At 75.2% G+C, this 24,044-nt stretch carries 23 protein-coding genes; 2 read left to right on the top strand and 21 right to left on the bottom strand.

The genetic code is table 11. The features are described 5' to 3' along the window. Window positions 1-61 precede the first annotated feature (61 nt). The 15 genes from whiA to def all read right to left on the bottom strand — a co-directional run bounded on the left by whiA (window position 62) and on the right by def (window position 14,733). Window positions 62-1,039 (bottom strand): DNA-binding protein WhiA, encoded by a 978-nt coding sequence (gene whiA, locus RHODO2019_RS07055; RefSeq protein ID WP_265384663.1) that lies wholly within the window; start codon window positions 1,037-1,039, stop codon window positions 62-64. A gap of 115 nt (window positions 1,040-1,154) precedes the next feature. Then, window positions 1,155-2,093, bottom strand: coding sequence for a gluconeogenesis factor YvcK family protein (locus RHODO2019_RS07050; protein WP_265384662.1), 939 nt, complete (start codon window positions 2,091-2,093; stop codon window positions 1,155-1,157). A 35-nt stretch (window positions 2,094-2,128) separates the two neighbouring features. Then, window positions 2,129-3,043 carry an RNase adapter RapZ gene (gene rapZ / locus RHODO2019_RS07045; protein ID WP_265384267.1) on the bottom strand — a complete coding sequence of 305 codons (915 nt, stop codon included), beginning with the start codon at window positions 3,041-3,043 and terminating at the stop codon, window positions 2,129-2,131. Next, a complete protein-coding gene (gene uvrC, locus RHODO2019_RS07040; protein WP_265384266.1) occupies window positions 3,040-5,016 on the bottom strand; it encodes an excinuclease ABC subunit UvrC in 1,977 nt (658 codons plus the stop codon). The genes rapZ and uvrC overlap by 4 nt, the downstream gene beginning before the upstream one ends. Window positions 5,017-5,134: 118 nt before the next feature. Beyond that, window positions 5,135-5,551: a Rieske (2Fe-2S) protein gene (locus tag RHODO2019_RS07035; protein WP_265384265.1), complete on the bottom strand. Its 417-nt coding sequence runs from the start codon at window positions 5,549-5,551 to the stop codon at window positions 5,135-5,137. Then, window positions 5,548-5,982 (bottom strand): PH domain-containing protein, encoded by a 435-nt coding sequence (locus tag RHODO2019_RS07030; protein ID WP_265384264.1) that lies wholly within the window; start codon window positions 5,980-5,982, stop codon window positions 5,548-5,550. The genes RHODO2019_RS07035 and RHODO2019_RS07030 overlap by 4 nt, the downstream gene beginning before the upstream one ends. 41 nt (window positions 5,983-6,023) lie before the next feature. Further along, complete coding sequence (gene ribH / locus RHODO2019_RS07025; protein WP_265384263.1) at window positions 6,024-6,521, bottom strand: 6,7-dimethyl-8-ribityllumazine synthase; 498 nt, start codon at window positions 6,519-6,521, stop codon at window positions 6,024-6,026. Next, the gene (locus RHODO2019_RS07020; RefSeq protein ID WP_265384262.1) at window positions 6,518-7,783 is read right to left on the bottom strand and encodes a bifunctional 3,4-dihydroxy-2-butanone-4-phosphate synthase/GTP cyclohydrolase II; all 1,266 of its coding nucleotides are present in this window, start codon (window positions 7,781-7,783) and stop codon (window positions 6,518-6,520) included. The genes ribH and RHODO2019_RS07020 overlap by 4 nt, the downstream gene beginning before the upstream one ends. Then, window positions 7,780-8,460: a riboflavin synthase gene (locus RHODO2019_RS07015; protein ID WP_265384261.1), complete on the bottom strand. Its 681-nt coding sequence runs from the start codon at window positions 8,458-8,460 to the stop codon at window positions 7,780-7,782. Before RHODO2019_RS07015 ends, RHODO2019_RS07020 begins: the two co-directional genes overlap by 4 nt. 4 nt (window positions 8,461-8,464) lie before the next feature. Then, on the bottom strand, window positions 8,465-9,463 hold the full coding sequence (gene ribD / locus RHODO2019_RS07010; protein WP_265384260.1) for a bifunctional diaminohydroxyphosphoribosylaminopyrimidine deaminase/5-amino-6-(5-phosphoribosylamino)uracil reductase RibD: 999 nt from the start codon (window positions 9,461-9,463) through the stop codon (window positions 8,465-8,467). Beyond that, complete coding sequence (gene rpe, locus RHODO2019_RS07005) at window positions 9,460-10,125, bottom strand: ribulose-phosphate 3-epimerase (RefSeq protein WP_265384259.1); 666 nt, start codon at window positions 10,123-10,125, stop codon at window positions 9,460-9,462. The genes ribD and rpe overlap by 4 nt, the downstream gene beginning before the upstream one ends. 61 nt (window positions 10,126-10,186) lie before the next feature. Further along, a complete protein-coding gene (locus RHODO2019_RS07000; protein ID WP_265384258.1) occupies window positions 10,187-11,680 on the bottom strand; it encodes an MFS transporter in 1,494 nt (497 codons plus the stop codon). A 188-nt stretch (window positions 11,681-11,868) separates the two neighbouring features. Continuing rightward, the gene (locus RHODO2019_RS06995; RefSeq protein WP_265384257.1) at window positions 11,869-13,266 is read right to left on the bottom strand and encodes an RsmB/NOP family class I SAM-dependent RNA methyltransferase; all 1,398 of its coding nucleotides are present in this window, start codon (window positions 13,264-13,266) and stop codon (window positions 11,869-11,871) included. Further along, a complete protein-coding gene (locus tag RHODO2019_RS06990; RefSeq protein ID WP_265384256.1) occupies window positions 13,263-14,183 on the bottom strand; it encodes a methionyl-tRNA formyltransferase in 921 nt (306 codons plus the stop codon). Before RHODO2019_RS06990 ends, RHODO2019_RS06995 begins: the two co-directional genes overlap by 4 nt. Before the next feature lies 1 nt (window position 14,184). Continuing rightward, on the bottom strand, window positions 14,185-14,733 hold the full coding sequence (gene def / locus RHODO2019_RS06985) for a peptide deformylase (RefSeq protein WP_265384255.1): 549 nt from the start codon (window positions 14,731-14,733) through the stop codon (window positions 14,185-14,187). Window positions 14,734-14,824: 91 nt separating this feature from the next. Here def and RHODO2019_RS06980 point away from each other — a divergent pair, with 91 nt between their 5' ends. Then, window positions 14,825-16,303 (top strand): RNA polymerase sigma factor, encoded by a 1,479-nt coding sequence (locus RHODO2019_RS06980; RefSeq protein WP_265384254.1) that lies wholly within the window; start codon window positions 14,825-14,827, stop codon window positions 16,301-16,303. A gap of 49 nt (window positions 16,304-16,352) precedes the next feature. On the opposite strand, the gene RHODO2019_RS06975 is transcribed toward RHODO2019_RS06980, so the two are convergent. Next, window positions 16,353-18,347 (bottom strand): primosomal protein N', encoded by a 1,995-nt coding sequence (locus RHODO2019_RS06975; RefSeq protein WP_265384253.1) that lies wholly within the window; start codon window positions 18,345-18,347, stop codon window positions 16,353-16,355. 117 nt (window positions 18,348-18,464) lie between these two features. Here RHODO2019_RS06975 and RHODO2019_RS06970 point away from each other — a divergent pair, with 117 nt between their 5' ends. Next, window positions 18,465-20,117 carry a hypothetical protein gene (locus RHODO2019_RS06970; RefSeq protein WP_265384252.1) on the top strand — a complete coding sequence of 551 codons (1,653 nt, stop codon included), beginning with the start codon at window positions 18,465-18,467 and terminating at the stop codon, window positions 20,115-20,117. 15 nt (window positions 20,118-20,132) lie between these two features. Here the strand turns inward: RHODO2019_RS06970 and metK are convergent, their stop codons facing one another. The 5 genes from metK to mihF form a co-directional block, all read right to left on the bottom strand. Next, window positions 20,133-21,344 (bottom strand): methionine adenosyltransferase, encoded by a 1,212-nt coding sequence (gene metK / locus RHODO2019_RS06965; RefSeq protein ID WP_265384251.1) that lies wholly within the window; start codon window positions 21,342-21,344, stop codon window positions 20,133-20,135. A gap of 57 nt (window positions 21,345-21,401) precedes the next feature. Next, window positions 21,402-22,688: a bifunctional phosphopantothenoylcysteine decarboxylase/phosphopantothenate--cysteine ligase CoaBC gene (gene coaBC / locus RHODO2019_RS06960; RefSeq protein WP_265384250.1), complete on the bottom strand. Its 1,287-nt coding sequence runs from the start codon at window positions 22,686-22,688 to the stop codon at window positions 21,402-21,404. Then, entirely contained in the window at window positions 22,685-22,969 is a 285-nt protein-coding gene (gene rpoZ / locus RHODO2019_RS06955) for a DNA-directed RNA polymerase subunit omega (RefSeq protein ID WP_265384249.1), read from the bottom strand. Before rpoZ ends, coaBC begins: the two co-directional genes overlap by 4 nt. A gap of 75 nt (window positions 22,970-23,044) precedes the next feature. Next, window positions 23,045-23,620, bottom strand: coding sequence for a guanylate kinase (gmk, locus tag RHODO2019_RS06950; protein WP_265384661.1), 576 nt, complete (start codon window positions 23,618-23,620; stop codon window positions 23,045-23,047). Further along, window positions 23,617-23,934, bottom strand: a complete 318-nt coding sequence (mihF, locus tag RHODO2019_RS06945; RefSeq protein WP_265384248.1) for an integration host factor, actinobacterial type — start codon at window positions 23,932-23,934, stop codon at window positions 23,617-23,619. The genes gmk and mihF overlap by 4 nt, the downstream gene beginning before the upstream one ends. Window positions 23,935-24,044 lie beyond the last annotated feature (110 nt).

Raw genomic sequence — 24,044 nt, 5'->3', positions numbered from 1 at the left:
CTCAAGCTCTGGGGATGTCCAGTGTTCTGGATCGATCACTGATCAGCCTATCGGGCGGTGATCACCCCTCGTCCAGCATGTCGGGGGTGACCGCGGACTCGGTGTCCGGCACCCCGGTCTCCCGTGCCTGCCGGTCGGCCATGGAGAGCAGGCGGCGGATCCGCCCGGCCACCGCGTCCTTGGTCATCGGCGGATCGGCGAGCTGGCCCAGCTCCTCCAGCGAGGCCTGCCGGTGGGCCACGCGCAGAGTGCCCGCCGCGGCCAGGTGGTCGGGCACCTCGTCGCCCAGGATCGTCAGCGCCCGCTCCACCCGGGCGGCGGCGGCCACGGCGGCGCGGGCCGAGCGGCGCAGGTTGGCGTCGTCGAAGTTGGCCAGGCGGTTCGCGGTGGCGCGCACCTCGCGGCGCATCCGGCGCTCCTCCCACGTCAGGCGGGTGTCCTGGGCGCCCATCCGGGTCAGCAGGGCGCCGATGGCCTCCCCGTCGCGGACCACGACGCGGTCGGCCCCCCGCACCTCGCGGGCCTTGGCCGTGATGCCCATCCGACGGGCGGCCCCGACCAGCGCGAGCGCCGCCTCGGGCCCGGGGCAGCCGATCTCCAGCGCCGAGGATCGCCCGGGCTCGGTCAGCGAGCCGTGGGCCAGGAACGCGCCGCGCCAGGCGGCCTCGGCGTCCGCGACGGCTCCGGCCACCACCTGCGGGGGAAGACCGCGGACCGGTCGACCACGGACGTCCAGCAGCCCGGTCTGCCGGGCGAGGGCCTCGCCGTCCTTGACCACGCGCACCACGTACCGGGTGGACTTGCGCAGCCCTCCCGCGCTGAGCACGTGCACGTCCGAGGGGTAGCCGTACACCTCGTGGATGTCACGGCGCAGCCGTCGGGCGATGGATCCGGCGTCCACCTCCGCCTCGACGACGACCTTGCCGGCCACGATGTGCAGTCCCCCGGAGAAGCGCAGCAGCGCCGACACCTCCGCCTTGCGGCACGAGGTCCGCTTCACCTCGAGCCTGCTCAGCTCGTCCTTGACGGCCGCCGTCATCGCCACGCCCGGTTGTCCTCTCGTCGTGCTGCTGGTCGTCGTGCTGGTGGTCATCGTGCTGGTGGTCGTCGTGCTGCTGCTGGTCCTGCCGTCGCCGCTGTGCCCGCCCTCGCCGTCACCCTGCCCGGACCACCTGCTCGAGGGCCGCCGCGAGCAGCGCCGGGTCGTGCACCGTGGTGCCGGGCACGGCCACCGGAGCCGTCCGGACCACGCCACCGAGGGCCGCCGCGGCCCGGTCCAGGTGGGCCCGCTCGGTGTCCTGCAGCTCGGTGCCGCTGTCCACCACCACCTCGTCGAGACGAAGGTCGGGTGCGTGCTGGGAGAGTACGTGCAGGTGTCGCTCGGCGGAGAACCCCGCGGTCTCGCCCGGCTGAGGGCCGAGGTTCAGCACCACGGCCCGGCGCCCCGGGCTCGCGAGCACCGCCGCCAGGAGCTCGGGCACCAGCAGGTGCGGGATGACGCTGGAGAACCAGGATCCCGGCCCCAGCAGCACGAGGTCGGCCCGCAGCACGGCGGCCACGGCCTCGGCGCAGGCCGGGGGCGCGTCGGGCAGCAGGCGCACCCGGCGCACCCGGCCCGGGGTGGTCGCCACCGCCACCTGCCCGCGGATCCGGCGGGAGACCCGAGGGTCGGCGTCCAGGCCCACCACGTCGGCCTCGATCTCCAGCGGCAGCCGGCTCATCGGCAGCACCCGTCCCCGCACGCCCAGCACGGCGCCCACCTCGTCGAGCGCCGCGACCGGGTCCCCGAGCACCTCGGTGAACCCGGCGAGCAGCAGGTTGCCCACCGGGTGGCCGGACAGCGCTCCGGAGCCACCGAAGCGGTGCTGCAGCACCTCGGTCCAGCGGGCGCCGCGCTGGTCCGTGGCCGCCAGGGCGGACAGCGCCATCCGCAGGTCACCGGGGGGGAGCACGTCGAGCTCGCGGCGCAGACGTCCCGACGAGCCGCCGTCGTCGGCCACGGTGACCACGGCCGTCACGTCGTCGGTGAGGCGACGGGCCGCACCGAGGGTGGCGTGCAGCCCGTGGCCCCCACCCAGCGCGACCACGGCCAGGGGACGAGTGGCCGCTCCCGCCCCACCCCCCGGTGTCACTCCCGCCCCAGGTCGCGGTGCTCCACGCGCACCGAGAGCCCGTCCTGCTCGGCGAGCCGCACGGCGAGCTGCTCGGAGATCGCCACCGACCGGTGCTTGCCGCCCGTGCAGCCGACGGCGAGGGTGAGGTAGCGCTTGCCCTCGCGGCGGTAGCCGGCGCTGATCAGCCGGATCAGGTCGTGGTAACGGTCGAGGAACTCCCCCGCGCCCTCCTGGGCGAGCACGTAGTCGCGGACGTCGGCGTCCTGCCCGGTGTGCTCGCGCAGCTCGGGGATCCAGTGCGGGTTCGGCAGGAACCGCACGTCCACGACGAGGTCGGCGTCCATGGGCAGGCCGTACTTGTAGCCGAAGGACAGCACCGTCACCCGGGTCTGGGCGGTCGACGCGTCGCCGAAGGCGCTCTCGATGGTGGCCCGCAGGTCGTGCACCGACAGCGTCGTGGTGTCGATGACGAGGTCGGCCTCCGCCCGCAGCGGCGCCAGCAGGGCGCGCTCCGCGGCGATGCCGTCGGAGAGCCGTCCCGGGCCCTGCAGCGGGTGGCTGCGGCGCACCTGCTCGAAGCGGCGGATGAGCAGGGCGTCGGAGGCCTCCAGGAACAGCACCCTCGGCTTGGTGCCGCGGGCGTCGAGGTCCTTGATGACCGAGGCGAGGTCTCCGGTGAACGCCCGGCTGCGCACGTCCATGACCACGGCGATGCGGGTGATCCCGTCGTCGGCCCCGCGGGCCGACCGGGCACCGAGGTCGACCATGGTGGAGATGAGCTCAGGGGGCAGGTTGTCCACCACGAACCAGCCGAGGTCCTCCAGCACCTTGGCCGCGGTCGAACGTCCGGCGCCGGACAGGCCGGTGACCAGTGCGACCTCGATGCCGCTGGTCGGGCCCTGGTCCTCGCCGGTGGTGCTGTCGTTCACGCCGTCTCCCCCTGTGGTGCCGGTCCGTTCAGCGCCGCCAGCACCGCGGTCGCGGTGGAGACGCCGATGCCGGGCACCTCGGTGATCTGCTCGACGCTGGCCTGCTGGAGCCGCGCCACCGACCCGAAGTGGGACACCAGCGCGGTGCGACGACTCTCCCCCAGGCCTCGCACGGAGTCCAGCGCGGAGGTCGTCATCCGCTTGCTGCGCTTGCTGCGGTGGAACGTGATGGCGAAGCGGTGCGCTTCGTCGCGCACCCGTTGCAGCAGGTAGAGCGCCTCGGAGGTGCGCGGCAGGATCAGCGGGTCGTCCTCGCCGGCCACCCACACCTCCTCCAGCCGCTTGGCCAGCCCGATGACCGCAACGTCGGTGACGCCCAGCTCGTCGAGCACGGCTGCCGCTGCGGTGACCTGCGGCTGACCACCGTCCACCACGTAGAGGTTGGGCGGGTAGGCGAAGCGTCGTGGTCGACCGGTGTCGGGGTCGATGCCCGGGGTGGGGCCCTCGACGGGTGCAGCCACCGCCTCGAGCTCGGGAGTGGGTGGGCTCGTGTGCCGCAGGAACCTCCGCCGGGTGACCTCGGCGATGCTCGCGACGTCGTCGGAGTGCCCGTCGCCGGCGGCCTCCTTGATCGCGTAGTGCCGGTAGTCCGACTTGCGGGGCAGCCCGTCCTCGAACACCACCAGGGACGCGACGACGTCGGTGCCCTGCACGTGGCTGACGTCCACGCACTCGATCCGCAGCGGGGCGGTCCCCAGCCCGAGCAGCTCCTGGATGCCCTGCAGGGCCTGCGAGCGCGAGGTGAGGTCCCCGGCGCGCTTGAGCTTGTGCTGGGAGAAGGCTTCGGCGGCGTTGCGGGCGACGGTCTCCGCCAGGGCCCGCTTGTCCCCGCGCTGCGGCACCCGCAGGTCCACCCGGGACCCGCGCAGCGAGCTGAGCCACTCCTCCAGCGCCGGGGCGTCGGCCGGCAGCTCGGGCACCAGCACCTCCCTCGGGACGGGCCTGGCCTTCGGGTCGTCGGCGACGAGGGCCGCCTCCTGTCCGTAGAACTGGGTGAGGAACTGCTCGACCAGCGCCGGCACGTCGTCGGCGTCCCCGGACTTCTCGACCACCCACCCGCGCTGGCCGCGGACCCGGCCACCCCGGACGTGGAAGACCTGCACGGCGGCCTCGAGGTCGTCGGAGGCGAACGCCACGAGGTCGGCGTCGGTGCCGTCGCCGAGGACCACGGCCTGCTTCTCCATGGCCCGCTTGAGCGCGCCCGCGTCGTCGCGCAGGCGGGCGGCCTTCTCGAAGTCCAGCTCGTCGGAGGCCTGCACCATCTGGCGCTCGAGCTGGCGGACGAGCTTGTCGGTGCGCCCGGCCAGGAAGTCGCAGAAGTCCTCGACCGTCTGCCGGTGGGTGGCCTGGTCGACCGTGCCGACGCAGGGCGCCGAGCACTTGCCGATGTAGCCGAGCAGGCAGGGCCTCCCGATCTGGTTGTGGCGCTTGAACACCCCGGTGGAGCAGGTGCGTGCGGGGAAGACCCGCAGCAGCGTGTCCAGGGTCTCGCGGATGGCCCAGGCGTGCGGGTACGGGCCGAAGTAGCGCACCCCCTTGCGACGTGGCCCCCGGTAGACGAACAGCCGGGGGTAGGCCTCGTTGAGGGTCACCGCGAGCATCGGGTAGCTCTTGTCGTCGCGGTAGCGAACGTTGAACCGCGGGTCGAACTCCTTGATCCAGTTGTACTCGAGCTGGAGCGCCTCGACCTCGGTGCCGACGACGGTCCACTCGACGGACGCGGCCGTGGTCACCATCTGGCGGGTGCGCGGGTGCAGGCCGGCGAGGTCGGCGAAGTAGCTGTTCAGCCGCTGGCGCAGGCTCTTGGCCTTGCCGACGTACACCACGCGGCCGTGCGGGTCGCGGAACTTGTAGACCCCGGGCTCCTCCGGGATGGTGCCGGTCGCCGGGCGGTACGTGGACGGGTCGGGCACGGCTCCAGGCTAGTCCCGACCCCCGACGGTCTCCGGCACGGCCGGCAGTCCCGCGGCCACCCGGTCGACGAGCTCGGCGCGGGTGTGCCCGGAGTGCGTCGCACCCGGGGCCGCGTGCTCAGGCGATGACGACCTGCGTCCCGGAGACGGCCACCGCGAGCGGGGTGAGCCCGCGCTGGGCGGGCCCCTGGGTGACGTCCCCCGTGGCCGGGTCGAACCGGCTGCCGTGGGCTGGGCAGACCACGACGCCGTCCACCGGCGGGTTCACGGTGACCCCGGCGTGCGGGCAGCGCGCGGAGTAGCCGGTGACGGTGCCGGCGACCTCCTGCACCAGCAGGACCTTGCCGGACGGGCCGTCGACCACCGCTCCTCCGCCCACGGGCACGGCGGAGAGCTCGGCCAGCACGGTGCCCGGTGCGGAGTCGACGGTCGGGGCGGCGACGCCGCTGGCGCACGCGGCCAGCGTGCCCGGAGCCACCAGCCCGAGGAGCAGCCCGCAGACCGCGGTGCGCCGGTTCAGCGGGGGCCCGCTCACGCGTCGCTCCCGGTCTCGGTCACCGGTGCGGTGTGGCGACGGTGCAGGTCGCGGACCTGCTGGATGGCCTGGACGGCGCGGTCGCCGTCGGAGGCCTGGATGGCCATCACGGCGACGTACTCGTCGTCGGGCAGCTCCAGCCGGGCCCACGGGGCATCGCGCGGGAAGGAGACCTCGCGGACGAGCGCCCACGGGAAGACCTGCTCACCCAGGATGTTGCGCACGCCCACCCCCTCCGGTCCCACCCGCACCCGGGGCCGGGCCAGGAGGAGGATCGCCCCGCCGAGCATCAGGCCGAACAGGATCATCGCGACCTGGTCGACGGGACGGAAGAACACGCCGGTGGCATCGCCGGTGAGCAGCAGGGCCACGGTGGTGAAGACGACCACGACGGCGACGGCGCAGGCGCCCGCCACACGACGCACCCGCACCGGCCGGATCACCAGCTCCGGCGAGAGGGGACCGGGAGCCGTCACTGGAAGGTCTCCGCGGTCCACGGCTGGCGCAGCCGCTTGAGGGTGAGCGCGGCGTCCAGCGCGGCGGTGGTGGCCTGGGCCCCCTTGTCCTCCGCGGAGCCGGGCAGCCCGGCCCGCGCGAGGGCCTGCGCCTCGGTGTTGGTGGTCAGCACCCCGTTGCCGACGGGCGTGCCCTCGTCGAGCGAGACACGGGTGAGCCCGGCGGTGACCGCCTCGCACACGTAGTCGAAGTGCGGGGTGTCCCCCCGGATGACGACCCCGAGGGCGACGACGGCGTCGTGGGTGCGGGCCAGCGCCTGGGCGACCACCGGCAGCTCCACCGCGCCGGCGACCCGCTCCACGGTCGGGTCCTGCACCCCGGCACCCGCGGCGGCCCGCAGCGCACCGGCCAGCAGCGCCTCGGTGATGGTGGTGTGCCACCGGGCGGCGACCACGGCCACCCGGAGGTCCGCGGCCCCGCTCACCGCGATCTCGGGCTCACCGCTGCCGCTCACGGGGTGGCCAGCTCGTCGACGGTCTCCTCCGGCAGGTCGTCGAGCTGGTGACCCATCCGGTCCCGCTTGGTGCGCAGGTAGCGGATGTTCTCGGGGGTGACCCGGACGGGCATCGCCACCCGCTCGGTGATGTGCAGGCCGTAGCCGTCCAGGCCGGCGCGCTTGGCCGGGTTGTTCGTCAGCAGCCGCATGGACTTCACCCCGAGGTCGACGAGGATCTGCGCCCCGGTGCCGTAGTCGCGCGAGTCCGCCGGGAGGCCGAGCGCCAGGTTTGCATCCACCGTGTCCTGCCCGGCGTCCTGCAGCTGGTAGGCCTGCAGCTTGTGCATGAGGCCGATCCCGCGGCCCTCGTGGCCGCGCATGTAGAGCACGATGCCGCGGCCCTCGGTGGAGACCGTCTGCAGCGCGGCGTCCAGCTGGGTGCCGCAGTCGCAGCGCAGGGAGCCGAACACGTCCCCGGTGAGGCACTCGGAGTGCACGCGCACCAGCACGTCCTCCCCGTCGTCGGTGCCCCCGGGCAGGCCGAGGTCCCCGCGCACGAGGGCCACGTGCTCGATGCCGTCGAACAGGCTCTGGTAGCCGACGGCGCGGAACTCACCGTGCGAGGTGGGGATGCGGGCCTCGGCGACGCGGTGCACCTGCTTCTCGTGCCGGCGGCGCCACGCGATCAGGTCGGCGATGGAGATGAGTGCGAGGTCGTGCTCGTCGGCGAAGACGCGCAGCTCGTCCGTGCGAGCCATCTCGCCCTCGTCCTTCTGCGACACGATCTCGCAGATGACGCCCGCGGGACGGAGGTCGGCCATCCGGGCCAGGTCGACGGCGGCCTCGGTGTGCCCGGGTCGGCGCAGCACGCCCCCCTCGAGCGCCCGCAGCGGCACCACGTGCCCGGGTCGGGTGAAGTCGCCGGCACCGGAGGTCGGGTCGGCGAGCAGCCGCATGGTGGCCGCGCGGTCCGAGGCCGAGATGCCCGTGCCGATGCCGGCCTTGGCGTCGACCGTCACGGTGTAGGCGGTGCCGTGCTTGTCCTGGTTGGTGGAGTACATCGGCGGCAGCCCGAGCCGGTCGCAGTCCTCCCCCACGAGCGGCACGCACAGGTAGCCGGAGGTGTAGCGGACCATGAAGGCCACCAGCTCGGGGGTGGCCTTCTCCGCGGCGAAGATGAGGTCACCCTCGTTCTCGCGGTCCTCGTCGTCCACCACGACCACGGCCCGGCCGGCGGCGATGTCCGCGACCGCCCGCTCGATGCTGTCGAACCTGCTCACCGGTCTGCCTCCTGGGGGTTGGCTGCTGAGTGTCCCACCGCGGCCGACGGCGGCGTGCCGACGGTGCCCACGACCGCCCGCTCGGTGCGCCCCGCGAGCGACAACCGCTCGACGTACTTGGCGATCACGTCCACCTCCAGGTTGACCGGGGTGCCGGGGCGGGCCTGCCCGAGGGTGGTCAGCTCCAGGGTGGTGGGGATGAGGGAGACGGTGAAGGACTCGGCGTCCAGCGCCGCGACGGTCAGCGACACCCCGTCGACGGTGATGGAGCCCTTCTCCACGACGTAGCGGGAGATCCTGTCCGGCAGGGAGATCCGCACCAGCTCCCAGTGCTCGGACGGCGTGCGGCCGAGCACCTCGCCGGTGCCGTCGACGTGGCCCTGGACGAGGTGGCCCCCCAGGCGCGTGCTCAGGGTCGCCGCGCGCTCGAGGTTCACCGGGCTGCCGGCGGCCAGGGCGCCGAGGCTGGAGCGGGTCAGTGTCTCCTTCATCACGTCCGCGGTGAAGGTGCCGTCGGAGACCTCGACGACGGTCAGGCACACGCCGTTCACCGAGATGGAGTCCCCGTGCCCCGCGTCGCTGGTGACCAGCGGCCCGCGGACGGTGAAGCGGGCGGCGTCGGCGAGGTCGTCCTTTCGGACCACCTCACCGAGCTCCTCGACGATGCCGGTGAACACTGCCTCAACCCCGTTCTGCTGGTCCCAGGACCAGCCGTACGTCCGCGCCGACGAGCTCGACGCTCTCCACCTCGAACCGCAGCGCCCGCGCGATCGTTCCCACCCCAGCATCCCCCAGCGCGGCCGGGCCCGCTCCGAGCAGCACGGGTGCGACGTAGGCCACCACGCGGTCCAGCAGCCCGGCGGCCGCGAACGCCCCGGCCAGGGTCGCGCCGCCCTCCAGCAGCACGTCCGGGTGGTCGGTCAGCGCGGCCAGCACGGCGTGCGGGTCGTGGGTGTCCAGCAGCAGCGTCACCGCGGTGTCGTCGAGCAGCTGCGCCCCCGCCGGGAGCGGCCGGTGCCCGACCACGACGCGCAGCGGCTGGTGGCCGGCGAGGGTGCCGTCGGGGTGGCGGGCGGTCAGCGCCGGGTCGTCGGCCAGCGCGGTGCCGGTGCCCACCACGATGGCGTCGACCCGGGCCCGCTCGGCGTGCACCTGGGCCCGCGCCTGCGGGCCGGTGATCCATCGGCTGGTGCCATCCACGGCCGCGGTGCGCCCGTCCAGGCTGGCGGCGAGCTTCCAGGTGACGTGCGGGCGCCCGGTGCGCTGGCGGTGCAGCCACGCGCGCAGCGGGGCCGGGTCGGTGCCCGTGGTGCTGGTGGTCACCCCGGCCGCGCGCAGGTGCGCGGCTCCACCGGCGGCCTGGGGGGTGGGGTCGGCGGCGGCGTAGTGCACGTGCGCGATCCCAGCGGTGACGAGTGCCACGCTGCACGGCCCGGTCCGCCCGGTGTGGTTGCACGGCTCGAGGGTGGTGACGGCCGTGCCGCCCCGCGCCCGCTCACCCGCCCGTGCCAGGGCCACGACCTCGGCGTGCGGCCCACCCGGCGGGGCGGTGGCCCCGGTGCCGACCAGCTCACCGTCGGCGTCCAGGACGACGCAGCCGACGGGCGGGTTGGGGCTCGTGGTGCCCCGGACGGCCTCACCGGCCGCGGTGGCGAGGACGAGTGCCTGCTCCCGGTTCACGCCGTCGTGGGCTCACGCGCGGCGGCCGCAGCGACGCGCAGGGCCGCCACCGCGGCGGCCGGGTCCTCGGCGCCGTAGACGGCCGAGCCGGCGACGAAGCAGTCCACCCCGGCCTCCGCCGCGGCGTGGATGGTGTCGGCGTTGATCCCGCCGTCGATCTCCACCAGCAGCTCCAGGTGGCCGGTGTCCACGAGACCGCGCAGCGTGCGCACCTTCTCCAGCACCTCCGGCATGAACGACTGGCCGCCGAAACCGGGCTCGACGCTCATGACGAGCAGCGTGTCGACCTCGGCGAGGATGGCCAGGTACGGCTCGAGCGGGGTGCCGGGCTTCAGCGCGAGCCCTGCCCTCGCCCCCGCCGCCCGGATGTCGCGGGCCACGGAGACCGGGTCCTGCGTGGCCTCGGCGTGGAAGGTGACGTTGCGCACCCCGGCCTCGGCGTACGCGGGCGCCCAGCGGCCGGGCTCGGTGATCATGAGGTGACAGTCGAGGGGGATGTCGGTGGCCCGCAGCAGGGCCTGGACGACGGGCAGCCCGAGGGTCAGGTTCGGCACGAAGTGGTTGTCCATGACGTCCACGTGGAGCCAGTCCGACCCGTGTGCGGCCGCCGCCTCCTCGCCCAGGCGGGCGAAGTCGGCGCTGAGCAGGGATGGCGCGATCATCGGCGCAGGACGTTGGGCAGGCACGGGGGCGGAGTCTAGGGCGAGCCGGCCCGGCCCCCCGTCAGTGCGCGGCCACCGGCTCCTTCGGGGCACCCGCGGTGAGCACCCCCGACGGGAGCAGCACCGCCGTGAGGATGGCGCCGACGACGAAGATGCACCCGGACACCGTGAAGGCGGTGGTGTACCCGTGCACTGCCGCGAGGACCTGCGTGCCGTCGCCGGTGTGCGTGCTGGCGTAGCCGGCGGTGGCACTCGCGGCAAGGGTGGACAGCAGCGCCGTGCCGATCGACCCACCCACCTGCTGCATCGTGTTGACCATGGCCGACGCCACCCCGCTGTCCTGGCGCTCGACGCCGAACGTGGCGCTGCTGATGGCCGGGGCGAAGATGAGCCCGAAGCCCAGCCCCAGCACCACCAGCGACGGCAGCACGTGGCTGGCGTACCCGGCGGTCGGGGTGAGGCGGGTGAGCAGGAACATCCCGGCCGCGCCCAGCGCCATGCCCAGCGGCAGCAGCGGCCGCGGACCGGTGCGCGGCAGCAGGACGATGTTGGCCGTCGTCGAGGCCGTCACGATGCCGGCGGTCAGCGGCAGGAAGCTCACGCCGCTGGTGATGGGGCTGAAGCCCTTGATCTCCTGCAGGTAGTAGGTGAGGAACAGGAACACCGCGAAGATGGCGATGGCGGAGAGCCCCACGGCGGCGTAGCAGGTGCCGCGCACCCGGTCGGTGACCACGTGCAGCGGCAGCAGCGGCGCGCTGACCCTCTGCTGGACCACCACGAACACGACGAGCAGCACCACGCCGGCGACCAGCGAGGTGAGCGTCACGGTCGAGACCCACCCCTTGGTCGAGGCCTCCGAGAAGCCGAAGACCAGGCAGAACAGCCCGGCGGAGGCGAGCAGGGTGCCGGGGATGTCCAGCCGCGTGCGGTGCTGGCCCTTCGCGTTCTGCAGCAGGAACGCCGCGCCGACCACGGCCAGGACGGCGAAGACCAGGTTGACGTAGAGGCACCAGCGCCAGGAGAGCAGCTCGGTGAGCACCCCGCCGAGGACGAGACCCACCGCGCTGCCGCCGCCGGCGACAGCCCCGAACACCCCGAACGCCTTGGAGCGCTCCTTCGGGTCGGTGAACGTGGTCGCCAGCGTCGCGAGTGCGGCCGGGGCGAGCAGGGCGCCGAACACGCCCTGCAGGACCCTCGCGCCGACGAGGACGCCGAAGGACTCCGCGGCGCCGCCGAGGGCGGAGGCGAGCGCGAAGCCGACGAGGCCCACGATGAAGGTGTTCTTGCGGCCGAACAGGTCGCCGAGCTTGCCGCCGAGCAGCAGCAGGCTGCCGAAGGAGAGCGCGTAGGCGGTGACGATCCACTGCCGGTCGGTGTCGGCGAAGCCGAGCGCGGCCTGGGCCGACGGCAGGGCGATGTTCACGATCGTCGCGTCGAGCACCACCATCAGCTGGGCGACGGCGACCACGCCCAGGACCAGCCAGCGGCGACCGTGGTGCGGGTCGTCGTGGGCCGTGGTGGCGGCGGCGGGTGCGCGCAGCTGGGACTCGGTCATGGGGTTGCAGTGCCTCTCACGGACGGTCGAACGGGGGTGAGAGCGACGCTGCTCCGGTCGGGATCCTTCCCCGGCCGGACCGACCCCGCTCCCCGTGCCCGGCCCGGAACCCGCGGATAGCGGGCAATCCGCGCGAAACCAGGGTCGCCGACCGCAGCTGGCCCGCCACCTGCGTGAGGGGGACGGGCTCAGCCCCGGAAGGCCGCCAGGAACATCGCGTCCGTCCCGTGCCGGTGCGGCCAGAGCTGGACGTGAGGTCCGTCACCGAGCTGCGGCACCCCCGGCACCAGTGGGCGGGCGTCCAGCTGGACCGCGCCCGCCGCCACCGCCGCCGCCACGACACCGGTGGTCTCGTCCCGGTGCGGGCTGCACGTGGCGTAGACCACCACCCCGCCCGGACGCACCAGGCGCAGCGCCGAGGCCAGCAGCTCGCCCTGCAGCACCACGAGCTCGGCCACCCCGGCGGGCTGACGGCGCCAGCGCGCCTCGGGCCGGCGGCGCAGCGCCCCCAGCCCGGTGCACGGGGCGTCGACGAGGATGCGGTCGTACCCGGGCTCCAGGCCGGGGTCCCGGCCGTCGGCCACGTGCACGTCCACCGGCAGGTCCTTCGCGGTGCGCCGGACGAGCCCGGCCCGGTGCTCGCTGGGCTCCACCGCGTCCAGCCGTCCACCCTCGATCCCCGCCAGCGCGCCCAGCAGCGCGGCCTTGCCCCCGGGTCCGGCGCACAGGTCGAGCCAGCGCAGCCCGTCCGGGCCGTCCAGCGGGGCGAGCGAGACCGCGCGGGCGACGAGCTGGCTGCCCTCGTCCTGGACACCCGCCAGACCCTCGCGCACGGCGTCGAGCTGGCCGGGGTCGCCCCCGTCGGTCAGGTGCACGGCGTAGGGCGACCACGGACCCGCATCGCCCCCGGTGACGGCGGCGAGCTCCTCGGCGGAGATCTCCCCGGGGCGGGCCACCAGGTGCACGGCCGGGCGGGTGTCGTCGGCACGCAGCACCTCCTCGAGCTCACCGGCGTCGGCGCCCAGCGCGTCCCGGAAGGCCTCGGCGATCCACCGGGGGTGGGCGTGGGTCAGCGCCAGCCGACCGAGCTCGTCGTCCGGGGCGAGCTGCGCCACCCAGGCGGCCTCGTCCTGGCGGCCGACCTTGCGCAGCACTGCGTTGACGAACCCCGCCCGGGCCTGGCCGAGGGTCGCGCGGGCCAGGTCGACCGAGGTGGACACGGCGGCGTGCGCCCCGATGCGGGTGCGCAGCAGCTGGTAGGCACCGAGGCGGAGCACGTCCAGCAGGGCACCGTCGACATCGGCCAGCGGACGGTCGGTGCAGTCCTCCAGCACCGCGTCGAGCAGGCCCTGCGCCCGGCAGGTGCCGTAGGCGAGCTCGGTGGCCAGGGCGGCGTCGCGGCCGGAGATCTTCCGCTCCCGCAGCAGTCCCGGAAGCACGAGGTTGGCGTAGGCGTCGCGCGCCCGGACGGCGGTGAGCACGTCGCGGGCGACCTCGCGGGCCGGGTCGCCCCCGGTGGGGACCGGCGCCGGGCGGGGCCGTCGGGTGCCCCCGGTGCGCCTGGCGGGGCGGCGGGACTCGGTCACGACGCCACCGCCGCGGAGCTCAGCCGCGCACCGCGGGCCCAGTCGGCGGCGGCCATGGGCCTCTTGCCCGGCGGTTGCACGAGCCCCAGGCGCACGGCGGTGGTGGCGGTGCCCACGAGCACGGTCGACTTCTCCACGGCTAGCTCCCCGGGCGCGAGGCCCTGCACGTCGGTCGGCTCCACGGGCCCGAGCTTCACCCGCACCTTGCCGACGGTGGTCCACGCCCCGGGCTCGGGGGTGACGGCGCGGACCAGCCGGTCCACGTGCAGCGCGGCCCGCGTCCAGTCCACCCGCGCGTCGTCCACGGCGATCTTGGGGGCGAGGGACACGCCCTCGTCGGGCTGCGCGACGGCCTGGAGCTCACCGGCCTCCAGCCCGTCCATCGTCGCCTCGAGCAGCTGCGCGCCCGAGAACGCGAGCCGCTCGAGCAGGGCGCCTGCGGTGTCGGTGGGCCGGACGGTCTCGGTGAGCACCCCGTAGACGGGCCCGGTGTCCAGGCCGGCCTCGATCCGGAAGGTGCTGGCCCCGGTCACCTCGTCGCCCGCGCGCACGGCAGCCTGCACCGGGGCGGCACCGCGCCACGCGGGCAGCAGGGAGAAGTGCAGGTTGACCCAGCCGTGGGTGGGCAGCTCCAGCGCGGAGCGGGGCACGATCGCCCCGTAGGCCACCACCGGGATGCAGTCCGGGGCCAGGTCCGCGAGCGCGTCGGCGGCGTCGGCGACCCGTGCGGGGGTGAGGACGGGGACACCGGCGGCGTCGGCGAGCTCGCCCACCGGTGAGCGGCTCAGCCTCCCGCCGCGGCCCGCAGGTGCGTCGGGCCGGGTTAGCACGGCCACCACGTCGTGGCGCGGGGAGTCCAGCAGTCGCTGCAGGGACGGGACGGCGGGGGCCGGGGTGCCGGCGAAGACCAGGCGCACGTCAGCGGCCCGCGCCGTGCAGGCCGAGCGGGTTCAGCTTCACCACGGGAGCCTGAGCGCCGAACCACTCCGCCGCCCGGATCGCGCGCAGCGCCTCCTTGCGGGCGGCCGGGTCGAGCCGGTCCACGAAGAGCACGCCGTCGAGGTGGTCCACCTCGTGCTGCACCGCACGGGCCAGCATCCCGGTGCCCGGCAGCACCAGCGGCTCGCCGTGGACGTCCCACCCCCTCGCGACCACCTGCTCGGCGCGCCGGCAGTCGAACTTCAGGCCCGGGATGGACAGGCAGCCCTCGAGCCCCTCCTGCTCCTGCTGCCCCACGGTCTCCCAGGTCGGGTTCACCACGTGCCCGCTCTCGCCGTCCACCATCCAGGTGAACACCCGCAGGCCGACCCCGATCTGGGGGGCCGCGATCCCCGCACCGCCCTGCTCGACCATCGTGTCGTGCAGGTCGGCCACCAGCTGCCTCAGCTCGGCGTCGAAGTCCACGACCTCCTCGGCACGGGTGCGCAGGACGGGATCGCCGAACAGGCGGACGGGCTGGACGGACACGCGGCGGCTCCAAGGTCTGGTCTGGTTCGGCCCGCCGATTCTAGTGGGGGTGCGACGCTGTGCCTGCGGTCACGGACGGGGAGGTGCGCGGGTGGACGCCGAGGAGCTGGTCGAGCACCACGTCGCGGCGGTGTGGCGCGAGGTGGCGGCGGTGGTCCCCGACGAGGGGCAGGTCACCGACGTCGTCGTCGGCACCTTCCGGGCGGCGGGCACCGACGCGGACGGACCGTGGCTGGCCGGCACCGCTCGGCGGCTCGCCCGCAGAACCCCCACCCGGGCACCGGGGGTGATCACCCGGCTGGACGCCCGCCCCGAGCCTGTCGTGCTCTCCGACCGGCGACGAGCAGAGATCAGGGCCCGGGTGCTGGCCGAGACCGACACCGCCGCCCCCACCCTGCGCCGTCGCCGTGGCCTGCGGGTGGGAGCAGGGGTGCTCGCCGTGGCCGTCGTGCTGGGGCTGGTGTGGGTGGCCCGACCCTCGTCGACCCCCTCGGCCAGGGCCCCGACGACGGTGGTGCCCGACACGGTCGCGCAGGCCTCGATGGCTGCCGCCGAGGCCGCCAGGAGGGCCGACGACGACCTCGCAGCACGCGTCGGGTTCCCCGCCACCGGAGACCTCGTCACCGACCAGCACCTCGCCCGCTGCGTCGAGGCCGTCCGGGGCACCCTCCGCACGGCGGACTACCCGCCGGTCGCCTCCTGGCGGGTGGGCCGGACCCAGGCGGGGGCCACGGGGGTGACGACCGTGGTCGACGATGCCTTCGCCTGCTCCACCACCCCGACGACGGTCTTCGTCTCGGGCACCACCGGGGTCCGCGCCGGGGCCGTGCAGCTGGTCCGGGCGGGGCCGGGGCAGCTCGTGGTGCTCAACCCGCTCGGCGCCACGGTCACGTTCACCCCGCAGCGACCGCAGACGACGGGAGGCACGCTGCCGAGCTCCGCAGCCGTGCAGCTGGTGGGCCTGTTCGACGTGTTCACCGCCCCGTTCGGCCTGGACGTGACCGTGGCCGGGACCGACGGGACGCGCTTCGACGGCCCGGTGCCCGACCCTGGCAGCACCTACGTGGAGCTCGTCGATGCGCAGCTCGCCCCGCCCGACCGGACGTCGGTGGCCGGAGCGCTGCTGGGCCGCTGCCTGGCCTCGCCGTTCGGCAGCCTCACCCCCGCGCCCTCTGCCTGGTCGGTGGCGGCGAACACGGTCCTGGACGACGGGACGACGGTGGTCGCCGCGCGCGCGCCCGGGATGGCGGGGGTGTGCACCGAACGGGGCGGGCAGGTCGTGTTCGCGTCCTTCCCGGTGGCCGACCCCGCGCCGGCCGGGGCGCTGGAGCCCGTCACCCAGGTGGGGGCGGTGGCCGGCGACCCGCACTCCTACACCGTGCTCGCAGTCGATCCGCGGGCCGTCTCCCTGCAGGTCGACAGCAGCACCCAGCAGGGCGTCTCGTGCGTCGCCGCCTCGGGGGTGGGCGTCTGCTCGGCGCCCACGAGCACGGTGTCCCCCGCGACCGTCACCGCGTGCTCCGCGGACGGCGAGGTCGTGGCCGGGCCGGCCGTGCTCCCGCTGCCCTGAGCGCGGTGCAACGCTGCCCGTCCCCGCGGCCGCCGCAGGCGAGGCGAGCTCAGCCGATGCGGTGCGGGTCCACCTGGACGCGGACCGTGTCGGCCTCCTTGTGGGCGCTGCGCACGCCCTGCGCGGCCGCCAGCGCCCCGGCCAGCGCCCGGCCCTGCGCCCGCGGCGCCCGCAGCAGCAGCCGCTCCCAGCCCTGCGCGCCGTGCGGGGCGTCGGTGGAGTCGACCGGACCGAGCACCTCGGTGCCCGCGGGCAGCTCGGCCGAGGCCACCAGCGCCTCGAGCGCGGCCGGCACCCCGTCCAGCGCCGCCATCGCGACGGCCGGCGGGAAGCCGACCTCGGCGCGGGAGGCGAGCTCGGCCGCGGCGTGGCCCACCGGGTCCCAGCGGACCAGGGCCTGCACGGTGGCCAGCTCGGACTCCGCCACCACCACGAGCTGTCCCCCGGCCTCGGCCCCGCGCACCAGGGCCGCGGCGGCCATCCACCGGCGCAGCGCCTCCTCCCCCGCCCGCAGGTCCGCACGACCCAGCAGCGCCCAGCCGTCGAGCAGCAGGGCCGCGCCGTAGCCGCCCTCGGCCACCGGCTCGGCCCCGGGGGTGGCGACCACCAGCGCCGCGCTCGCCGGCACGGTGGCCAGCACCTCCTCCGCCCCGGAGGTGCGCACGGGCACCCCCGCGAAGGCCCGGCCCAGCTCCTCGGCCGTGCGCCGCGCGCCCACCACGGTGGCCCGCAGCCCGCGGCCGCCGCAGGCCGTGCAGCGGTGGGCGGTGTCGGTGACCCCGCACCAGCGGCACACCGGGGCACCGGCACCGTCCGGCCCGGCCGCGGCCGGCAGGGCGAGCGGTCCGTGGCAGCGCCGGCAGCGGGCGGGCTCCCGGCAGCGGGCGCAGGACAGCGCGGGCACGTACCCGCGCCGGGGCACCTGCACGAGCACCGGGGCGCCGACGGCCAGGGCGGCCCGGGCGGCGGCGAAGGCGATGGCCGGGATGCGCGCGGCCCGGGCGGCGGGATCGCGGGCGAGCTGCTCGTCGGTGTCGGCCAGGGCCGTGGTGCGCGGTGCCCTCTCACGGACCACGGCCCGGGGCGCGAGGAGGTCGCGCGCGTACCCGGACTCCACCAGGGCCTGTACCTCCGCGGTGCGGGCGTGCCCGGCGACCAGCAGCCCGGCCCCCGCGGCGTGCGCGCGCAGCACCGCCACCTCGCGGGAGTGCGGGTAGGGCGCTCGGGGCTCGGCGTGGTTGTCGTCGCCGTCGTCCCACACCGCGACGAGGCCGACGTCGGTCACCGGCGCGAACGCGGCGGCGCGCGGTCCCACGACCACCCTGGCCTGGCCGCGCAGGGCAGCCAGCCACCGTCGGTAGCGGACGGCGGGCCCCAGGCCCGCGGCCAGCGCCACGACGGAGCCCTCGCCGAGGATCCGCGCGCACGCCGCGTGGACCCGGTCGACGTCGCGCTGGTCGGGCACCACGAGGACCGCGCTGCGCCCACCGGCCACGGTGACCGCGGCGGCCTCGGCGAGCCGGGCGGGCCAGTCCTCCCCCGGGAGGGCCTGCCAGGCGGCCCGCGGTGCACGTCCCTCGCGGAGCGCGGCCAGGAAGCCGTCGGCCTGCGGGTACGGCGCCCAGCGGGGCAGGTCCTCCGGGGGCGGCGGGGGTGCGGTCGGCTTGGGCGGGACCTCGGCCTCCACCCGGGCGTGCCGTGGCGGGACGGCCAGGCGCAGGACGTCGGCGCGCACCCCCGCGGTGCGCGCGGCCACGGCCCGGGCCAGCGCGGCGACCTCCGGGGTGAGCACGGGCTCCGACGAGACGACCCTGTCCAGCCATCCGAGGCTGCCGGCGTGCCCCGAGGTGGCGGCGCGCTCGAGGACGAACCCGTCGACCAGGCGCCCGGCGAAGCGCACCCGCACGCGCACCCCGGGCTGGGCATCGTCCGACTGCTCCTGGGCGACCTGGTAGTCGAACTCGCGGTCCAGGTGGGCCAGCGGCACGAGCAGCGCGACCCTCGCGACCGGGTCCACCGACGCCCGCACCCGCTGCACCACCACGGGTGAAGTTGTACCCCTGCACACCGACGGGACCGACCGGGGTGCGGTCGGTGCGCACGGACCTCGTGCCGGGACCGTCGGTGCGGCACGCTGGGGGCGGGAGCGAGGAGGGCCACGGTGCAGCGGCAGGCAGCAGGCACGCAGGTGTCCACCCACGGCACGCGGCTGTGGACGCTGGCCCGGGCCCTGACCCCGCACGACCGGCAGGCCCGGGCCGCGGTGCTGGCCGTGCTCGCCGTCGCGACGCGGAACCCGCGGCGGGTGTCGCGCTCGGACCCGGAGGGCTGGCTGCTGGCCGTCCTCGCCCGGGTCACCGCGCCGCCCAGCCCGGTGGTGGTGGCGGTCGGTGCCGAGGCGAGGGGCCTGGACGAGCTGGGCGCACCGGAGCGGGACGTCGCCGTGCTGTGCCTGCTGGGCGGGCTGGACGTGGCGCGGGCAGCACGGGTCCTCGGTCGCAGCCGCACCGCCGTGGCCCGGCAGCACCGCGTCGCGGGGGCCGCCCGGTTGCCCGTGGTGCCGGCGCCCGAGCCCTTGCCGGCCGGACTGCTCGACGGGCCCGTCCCACCGCCGCCCCGGGTGCGCGCGCCGCGACAGCTCCGGCTCGGCGCCCTGGTCGGTGTCGCGGCCCTGCTGGTCGCGGTGGCGGCCGCGACGGGCAGCATCGACCGCACCCGCGGACCCGGGCCCGGCGACCGGTCCACGCCGCTGCGGTCCTCCGTCGCGGCCGCGCTCGGACAGGCCGCGCTGGCCCTGTCGGCCGCGGACCGCCAGGTCGCCTCGCGGGCCGGCTTCACCGACAGCGGTGACCTGGTGCTCGACCAGCACCTGGCCCGCTGCGCAGCAGCCGTGGTCGACACCGGGGCCGGCTCGCTGTTCCCCCCGGTGTCCACGTGGTCGGCCCGCCGCACCGAGGTGGACACGGCCGGTCTCGTCTCCACCGTCAACGGCGCGTTCGTGTGCGTCACCGGTCCGGCCCGGGTCTGGGTGTCGGCCACCCGGGGCGTCGACGCCGGCGGCGTGGAGCTGCTCGCCGCCGGCCCGGACCTGTTCGCGGTGCGCAACCCCGACCGCGCCGCGATCGAGGTCCGGTCGGGGCGCGACGGCTCCGGGGTGAGCATCGCCAGCACCAACGCGGCGATCGTCGTCGTCCCGTACCGCGTCGGCGCCACGGCCGCCAACCTCCGCCTCACGGTCACCAGGGACGGGGTCGACACCTACGACGGCCCGCTGCCCGACCCCGGTTTCACCGCGGTGCGCCGCAGCGACACGGCGCTGCCCGCACCTGACCTGCCCGGGCCGGGGGACCCGTTGCTCGCACGCTGCCTGGCCGAGCACCCGGACGTGCCCGAGCCGGACGCCTGGCGGACCGCGACCGCGCTCCGGCTCGACGACCCTGCACGGACCCTGGAGGTGGTGGGCGCGCCGGGGGCGGTGCTGTTGTGCACCGGCGCCGACGAGCCCCCCGGGCGGACCACCGTGCTGGTTGCACCCGTGGCCGACCCCCCGTCCGCGCGCAGCCTCGACCCGGTCCCGCTGCCCGGCTCGGCGACGGTGGTCGACGGGTCCAGCACCGTGGTCCTGGCGGTGGACCCCCGCGCCACCCGCCTCGAGGTGTCCGGCTCGCCGGTGCCCGTTCGCTGCGTGGTGCGCGCCGGTCACGGGGTGTGCGTGGCACCGGGGCGGGGAGCCGGGGACACCCCGGTCACCGGCCTGGCCACCGCCTACGACTCCAGCGACGCCGTGGTGGCCGGCCCGACTCAGCTCCCCTGAGGTGGACCTGCCCCGTCAGGCCCCGGCGAGGGAGCGCAGCGCGTCGGCGCGGTCGGTGTGCTCCCAGGGCAGGTCCACGTCGGTGCGGCCGAAGTGGCCGTACGCGGCGGTGGGGGTGTAGATCGGCCGCAGCAGGTCGAGGTCCCGGATGATCGCGGCCGGCCGCAGGTCGAACACCTCGCTGATCGCGGACTGGATCTTGGACGGGTCCGTGGTCTCGGTGCCGAAGGTCTCCACGAACAGGCCCACGGGTGCGGCCTTGCCGATGGCGTAGGCCACCTGCACCTCGACCCGCTCGGCGAGCCCGGCGGCCACGACGTTCTTGGCCACCCACCGCATGGCGTAGGCCGCGGAGCGGTCCACCTTCGACGGGTCCTTGCCGGAGAACGCGCCGCCACCGTGGCGGGCCATGCCGCCGTAGGTGTCGACGATGATCTTGCGTCCGGTCAGGCCGGCGTCACCCATCGGGCCGCCGAGCACGAACTTGCCCGTGGGGTTGACGAGCAGCCGCACGTCGGAGATGTCCAGACCCGGGATCTCGAGGTCCGCCAGCACGGCGTCGACCACGTGGGCCTTGATGTCCGGGGTGAGCAGTCCGTCGAGGCTGATGTCCGCGGCGTGCTGGGTGGAGAGCACGACGGTGTCCAGCCGCACGGCCTGGTCACCGGCGTACTCGATGGTGACCTGGGTCTTGCCGTCCGGGCGCAGGTAGGGGAGCTGGCCGTTCTTGCGGACCTCGGTGAGACGACGGGAGAGCCGGTGGGCCATCGCGATCGGCAGCGGCATCAGCTCGGGGGTGTCGGTGCAGGCGTAGCCGAACATCAGGCCCTGGTCGCCCGCGCCCTGGCGGTCGATCTCGTCGTCGGAGAGACCGGTGCGCGACTCGTGCGCGGTGTCCACGCCCTGCGCGATGTCCGGGCTCTGCTGGCCGATGGAGATGCTCACGCCGCAGGACTCGCCGTCGAAGCCCTTGGTGGAGGAGTCGTAGCCGATGTCGAGGATGCGCTGGCGCACGATGTCCGCGATGGGCACGTAGGACTTGGTCGTGACCTCGCCGGCCACGTGCACCTGACCCGTGGTCACCATCGTCTCCACCGCGACCCGGCTGCGCGGGTCCTCGGTGAGCATCGCGTCGAGGATCGAGTCGCTGATCGCGTCACAGATCTTGTCGGGGTGGCCCTCCGTGACCGACTCGCTGGTGAACAGGCGACGACCGGACTGGCTCACAGGTGCTCCCTCTCTGATCTGGTGGACCTGCCCCGGTGCCCGGGGCCGGGAGAAACCCTAACGGGGCGGAGCGAGGCGGGCACGGACGGCGTCGAGCACGCGGGTCGCCAGCAGCGCCTTGGACCCGTGGTCCAGGGCCTGCTCGGACCCGTCGGAGCCGAGCAGCCAGCCCGTGTTGGTGTCCACCTCGAAGGCCCCGCCCTCACCGACGGCGTTGACCACGAGCAGGTCGCAGCCCTTGCGGGCGAGCTTGGCGCGGGCGTGGGTGAGCACGTCGCCCCGCTCGTCACCGGTCTCGGCCGCGAAGCCGACCACCACCTGCTCGGCCGGCAGCCGACCGGCCGCACGGGCCTCGACCAGCTCGGCGAGCACGTCGGCGTTGCGGGTGAGCGGCACCGACGAGGGTTCGTCAGCCCCCTTCTTGATCTTCGACGACTCCACCGTGGTGGGCCGGAAGTCCGCCACGGCTGCCGCCATGACGACGACGTCGGCGGTGCGAGCGTGGGCGTGCACGACCTCCCGCAGCTCGGCCGCCGTGCCGACCTGCACCACGTCCACCGCGGCGGGCGCGGCCAGCCCGGCGGTGTGACCGGAGACCAGGGTCACCCGGGCCCCGCGCTGGGCGGCCACCCGGGCGAGGGCGTACCCCTGCTTGCCGGAGCTGCGGTTGCCGAGGAAGCGCACCGGGTCGAGCGGCTCGCGCGTGCCGCCCGCGGACACCAGCACGTGACGACCGACCAGGTCCTGCGGCAGCGCGTCGGCCCGCTCCAGCAGCAGGGTGGCCAGCGCAGCGACCTCCGCCGGGTCGGGCAGTCGGCCCGGGCCGGTGTCGGCCCCGGTGAGCCGGCCCGAGGCGGGCTCCAGCACCACCGCGCCGCGGGAGCGCAGCAGAGCCACGTTGTCGGCGGTGGCCGGGTGCAGCCACATCTCGGTGTGCATGGCGGGGGCGAGCAGCACCGGGCACCGGGCGGTGAGCAGGGTGGCCGTGAGCAGGTCGTCGGCACGGCCGTGCGCGGCTCGGGAGAGCAGGTCGGCGGTGGCCGGTGCCACGACGACCAGCTCGGCCTGCTGCCCCAGGCGCACGTGCGGCACCTCGTGCACGTCGTGGAACACGCCGGTGTGCACCGGGTGCCCGGACAGCGCCTCGAAGGTCGCGGCGCCGACGAACTCCAGGGCCGAGGCGGTGGGGATGACGCGGACGTCGTGCCCGGACTCGGTCAGCCTGCGCAGCAGCTCGCACGCCTTGTACGCAGCGATGCCCCCGCCCACCCCGAGGACGACCCGGGGACGGGAGGAGGCAGCGGCGTCCGGCCGAGCGACGACGTCGGGCGAGGAGGTGCTCACTCGCCTTCGGTGTGCTCGAGCAGGTCGGCGTGGATCTCGCGCAGGGCGATGGAGAGCGGCTTCTCCTGCGGACCCGGCTCGACCAGCGGGCCGACGTACTCCAGCAGTCCGTCACCGAGCTGGGAGTAGTAGTCGTTGATCTGGCGCGCGCGCTTGGCGGCGTAGATGACCAGGGCGTACTTGGACGAGGTACGGGCCAGCAGCTCGTCGATCGGCGGGTTGGTGATGCCGAGCGGGGTGTCGTAGACGGGGATGACGGCGTCGGTCTCGGGCGTGCTCACGAGTGATCGGGCTCCTGCACAGTTGGTCGAGCGGCGGGTCGGGTCGAGACGATCTTGAGCAGCTCCCACGAGAGCTCAGGACGGGCCAACGAGCAAGCGTACCAAGTCCTGGGTGGCCTCGGTGACGTCGTGGTTGACGACGGTGACGTCGAACTCCCCCGCGGCGTCGAGCTCCTCGCGGGCGGTCTCCAGCCGACGGGCCACCACCTCCCCCGGCTCGGTGCCCCGACCGGTCAGCCGCGCCACCAGGACGTCCCAGCTGGGCGGGGCCAGGAACACCAGCGTGCAGCCCGGCTCGCTGGCCCGCACGGCCCGCGCACCGGCCAGGTCGACCTCCACGAGCACGGGTCGTCCGGAGTCGAGAGCGTCGCGCACCGGGACGGCCGGGGTGCCGGAGCGGTGCAGCCCACCGTGGATGTCGGCCCACTCGAGCAGCTCGCCGGAGCTGATCATCCGGTCGAACTCCGCGGGGCTGACGAAGTGGTAGTCCCGTCCGTCCACCTCGCCGGGGCGGGGTGCACGGGTGGTCGCGGAGACGCTGAAGTGCAGCTGCGGCAGCTCGGTGCGCAGGCGGGCCACCACGGTGGACTTGCCGACGGCCGAGGGGCCGGCCAGGACGACCAGCCGACCCCTCGTCGTCACGTCCCTCAGGCCTGGTCGAAGCGCGTGAGCAGCGCCTTGCGCTGCCGGTCGCCCAGTCCGCGCAGACGGCGGGTGGGGGCGATCTCCAGCTCGGTCATGATCTCCTGCGCCTTGACCTTGCCCACCTTCGGCAGGGCCTCGAGCAGTGCGGACACCTTCATCTTGCCGAGGATCTCGTCGTTCTCGGAGTCGGCGAGGACCTGCTTGAGGTCGGTGCCGCCCCGCTTGAGCCGCTCCTTGAGCTCGGCCCTGGCCTTGCGCGCGATGCCCGCCTTCTCCAGGGCAGCGGCCCGCTGCTCAGCGGTCAGCTGGGGAAGCGCCACGGTTCCTCCGTTGTGTGTGGATCCATCGTGAGGATCGTCGTCTGGTGGTGCAGCCGCTGGTTCGCCAGCAGCATCGACGACCGTACCCAGGGCGCTCTACCTGGCCCAAC

Origin of the sequence: Rhodococcus antarcticus, from assembly GCF_026153295.1 — a bacterium.
Taxonomy (GTDB): Bacteria; Actinomycetota; Actinomycetes; order Mycobacteriales; family Mycobacteriaceae; genus Rhodococcus_D; species Rhodococcus_D antarcticus.
This window is presented reverse-complemented; position numbering and strand designations above follow the sequence as displayed.

Coding starts and splice junctions, on each gene's coding strand:
- whiA (WP_265384663.1), bottom strand. CDS start 1,039: ATGACGGCGGCCGTCAAGGACGAGCTGAGCAGGCTCGAGGTGAAGCGG.
- rpe (WP_265384259.1), bottom strand. CDS start 10,125: ATGATCGCGCCATCCCTGCTCAGCGCCGACTTCGCCCGCCTGGGCGAG.
- RHODO2019_RS07000 (WP_265384258.1), bottom strand. CDS start 11,680: ATGACCGAGTCCCAGCTGCGCGCACCCGCCGCCGCCACCACGGCCCAC.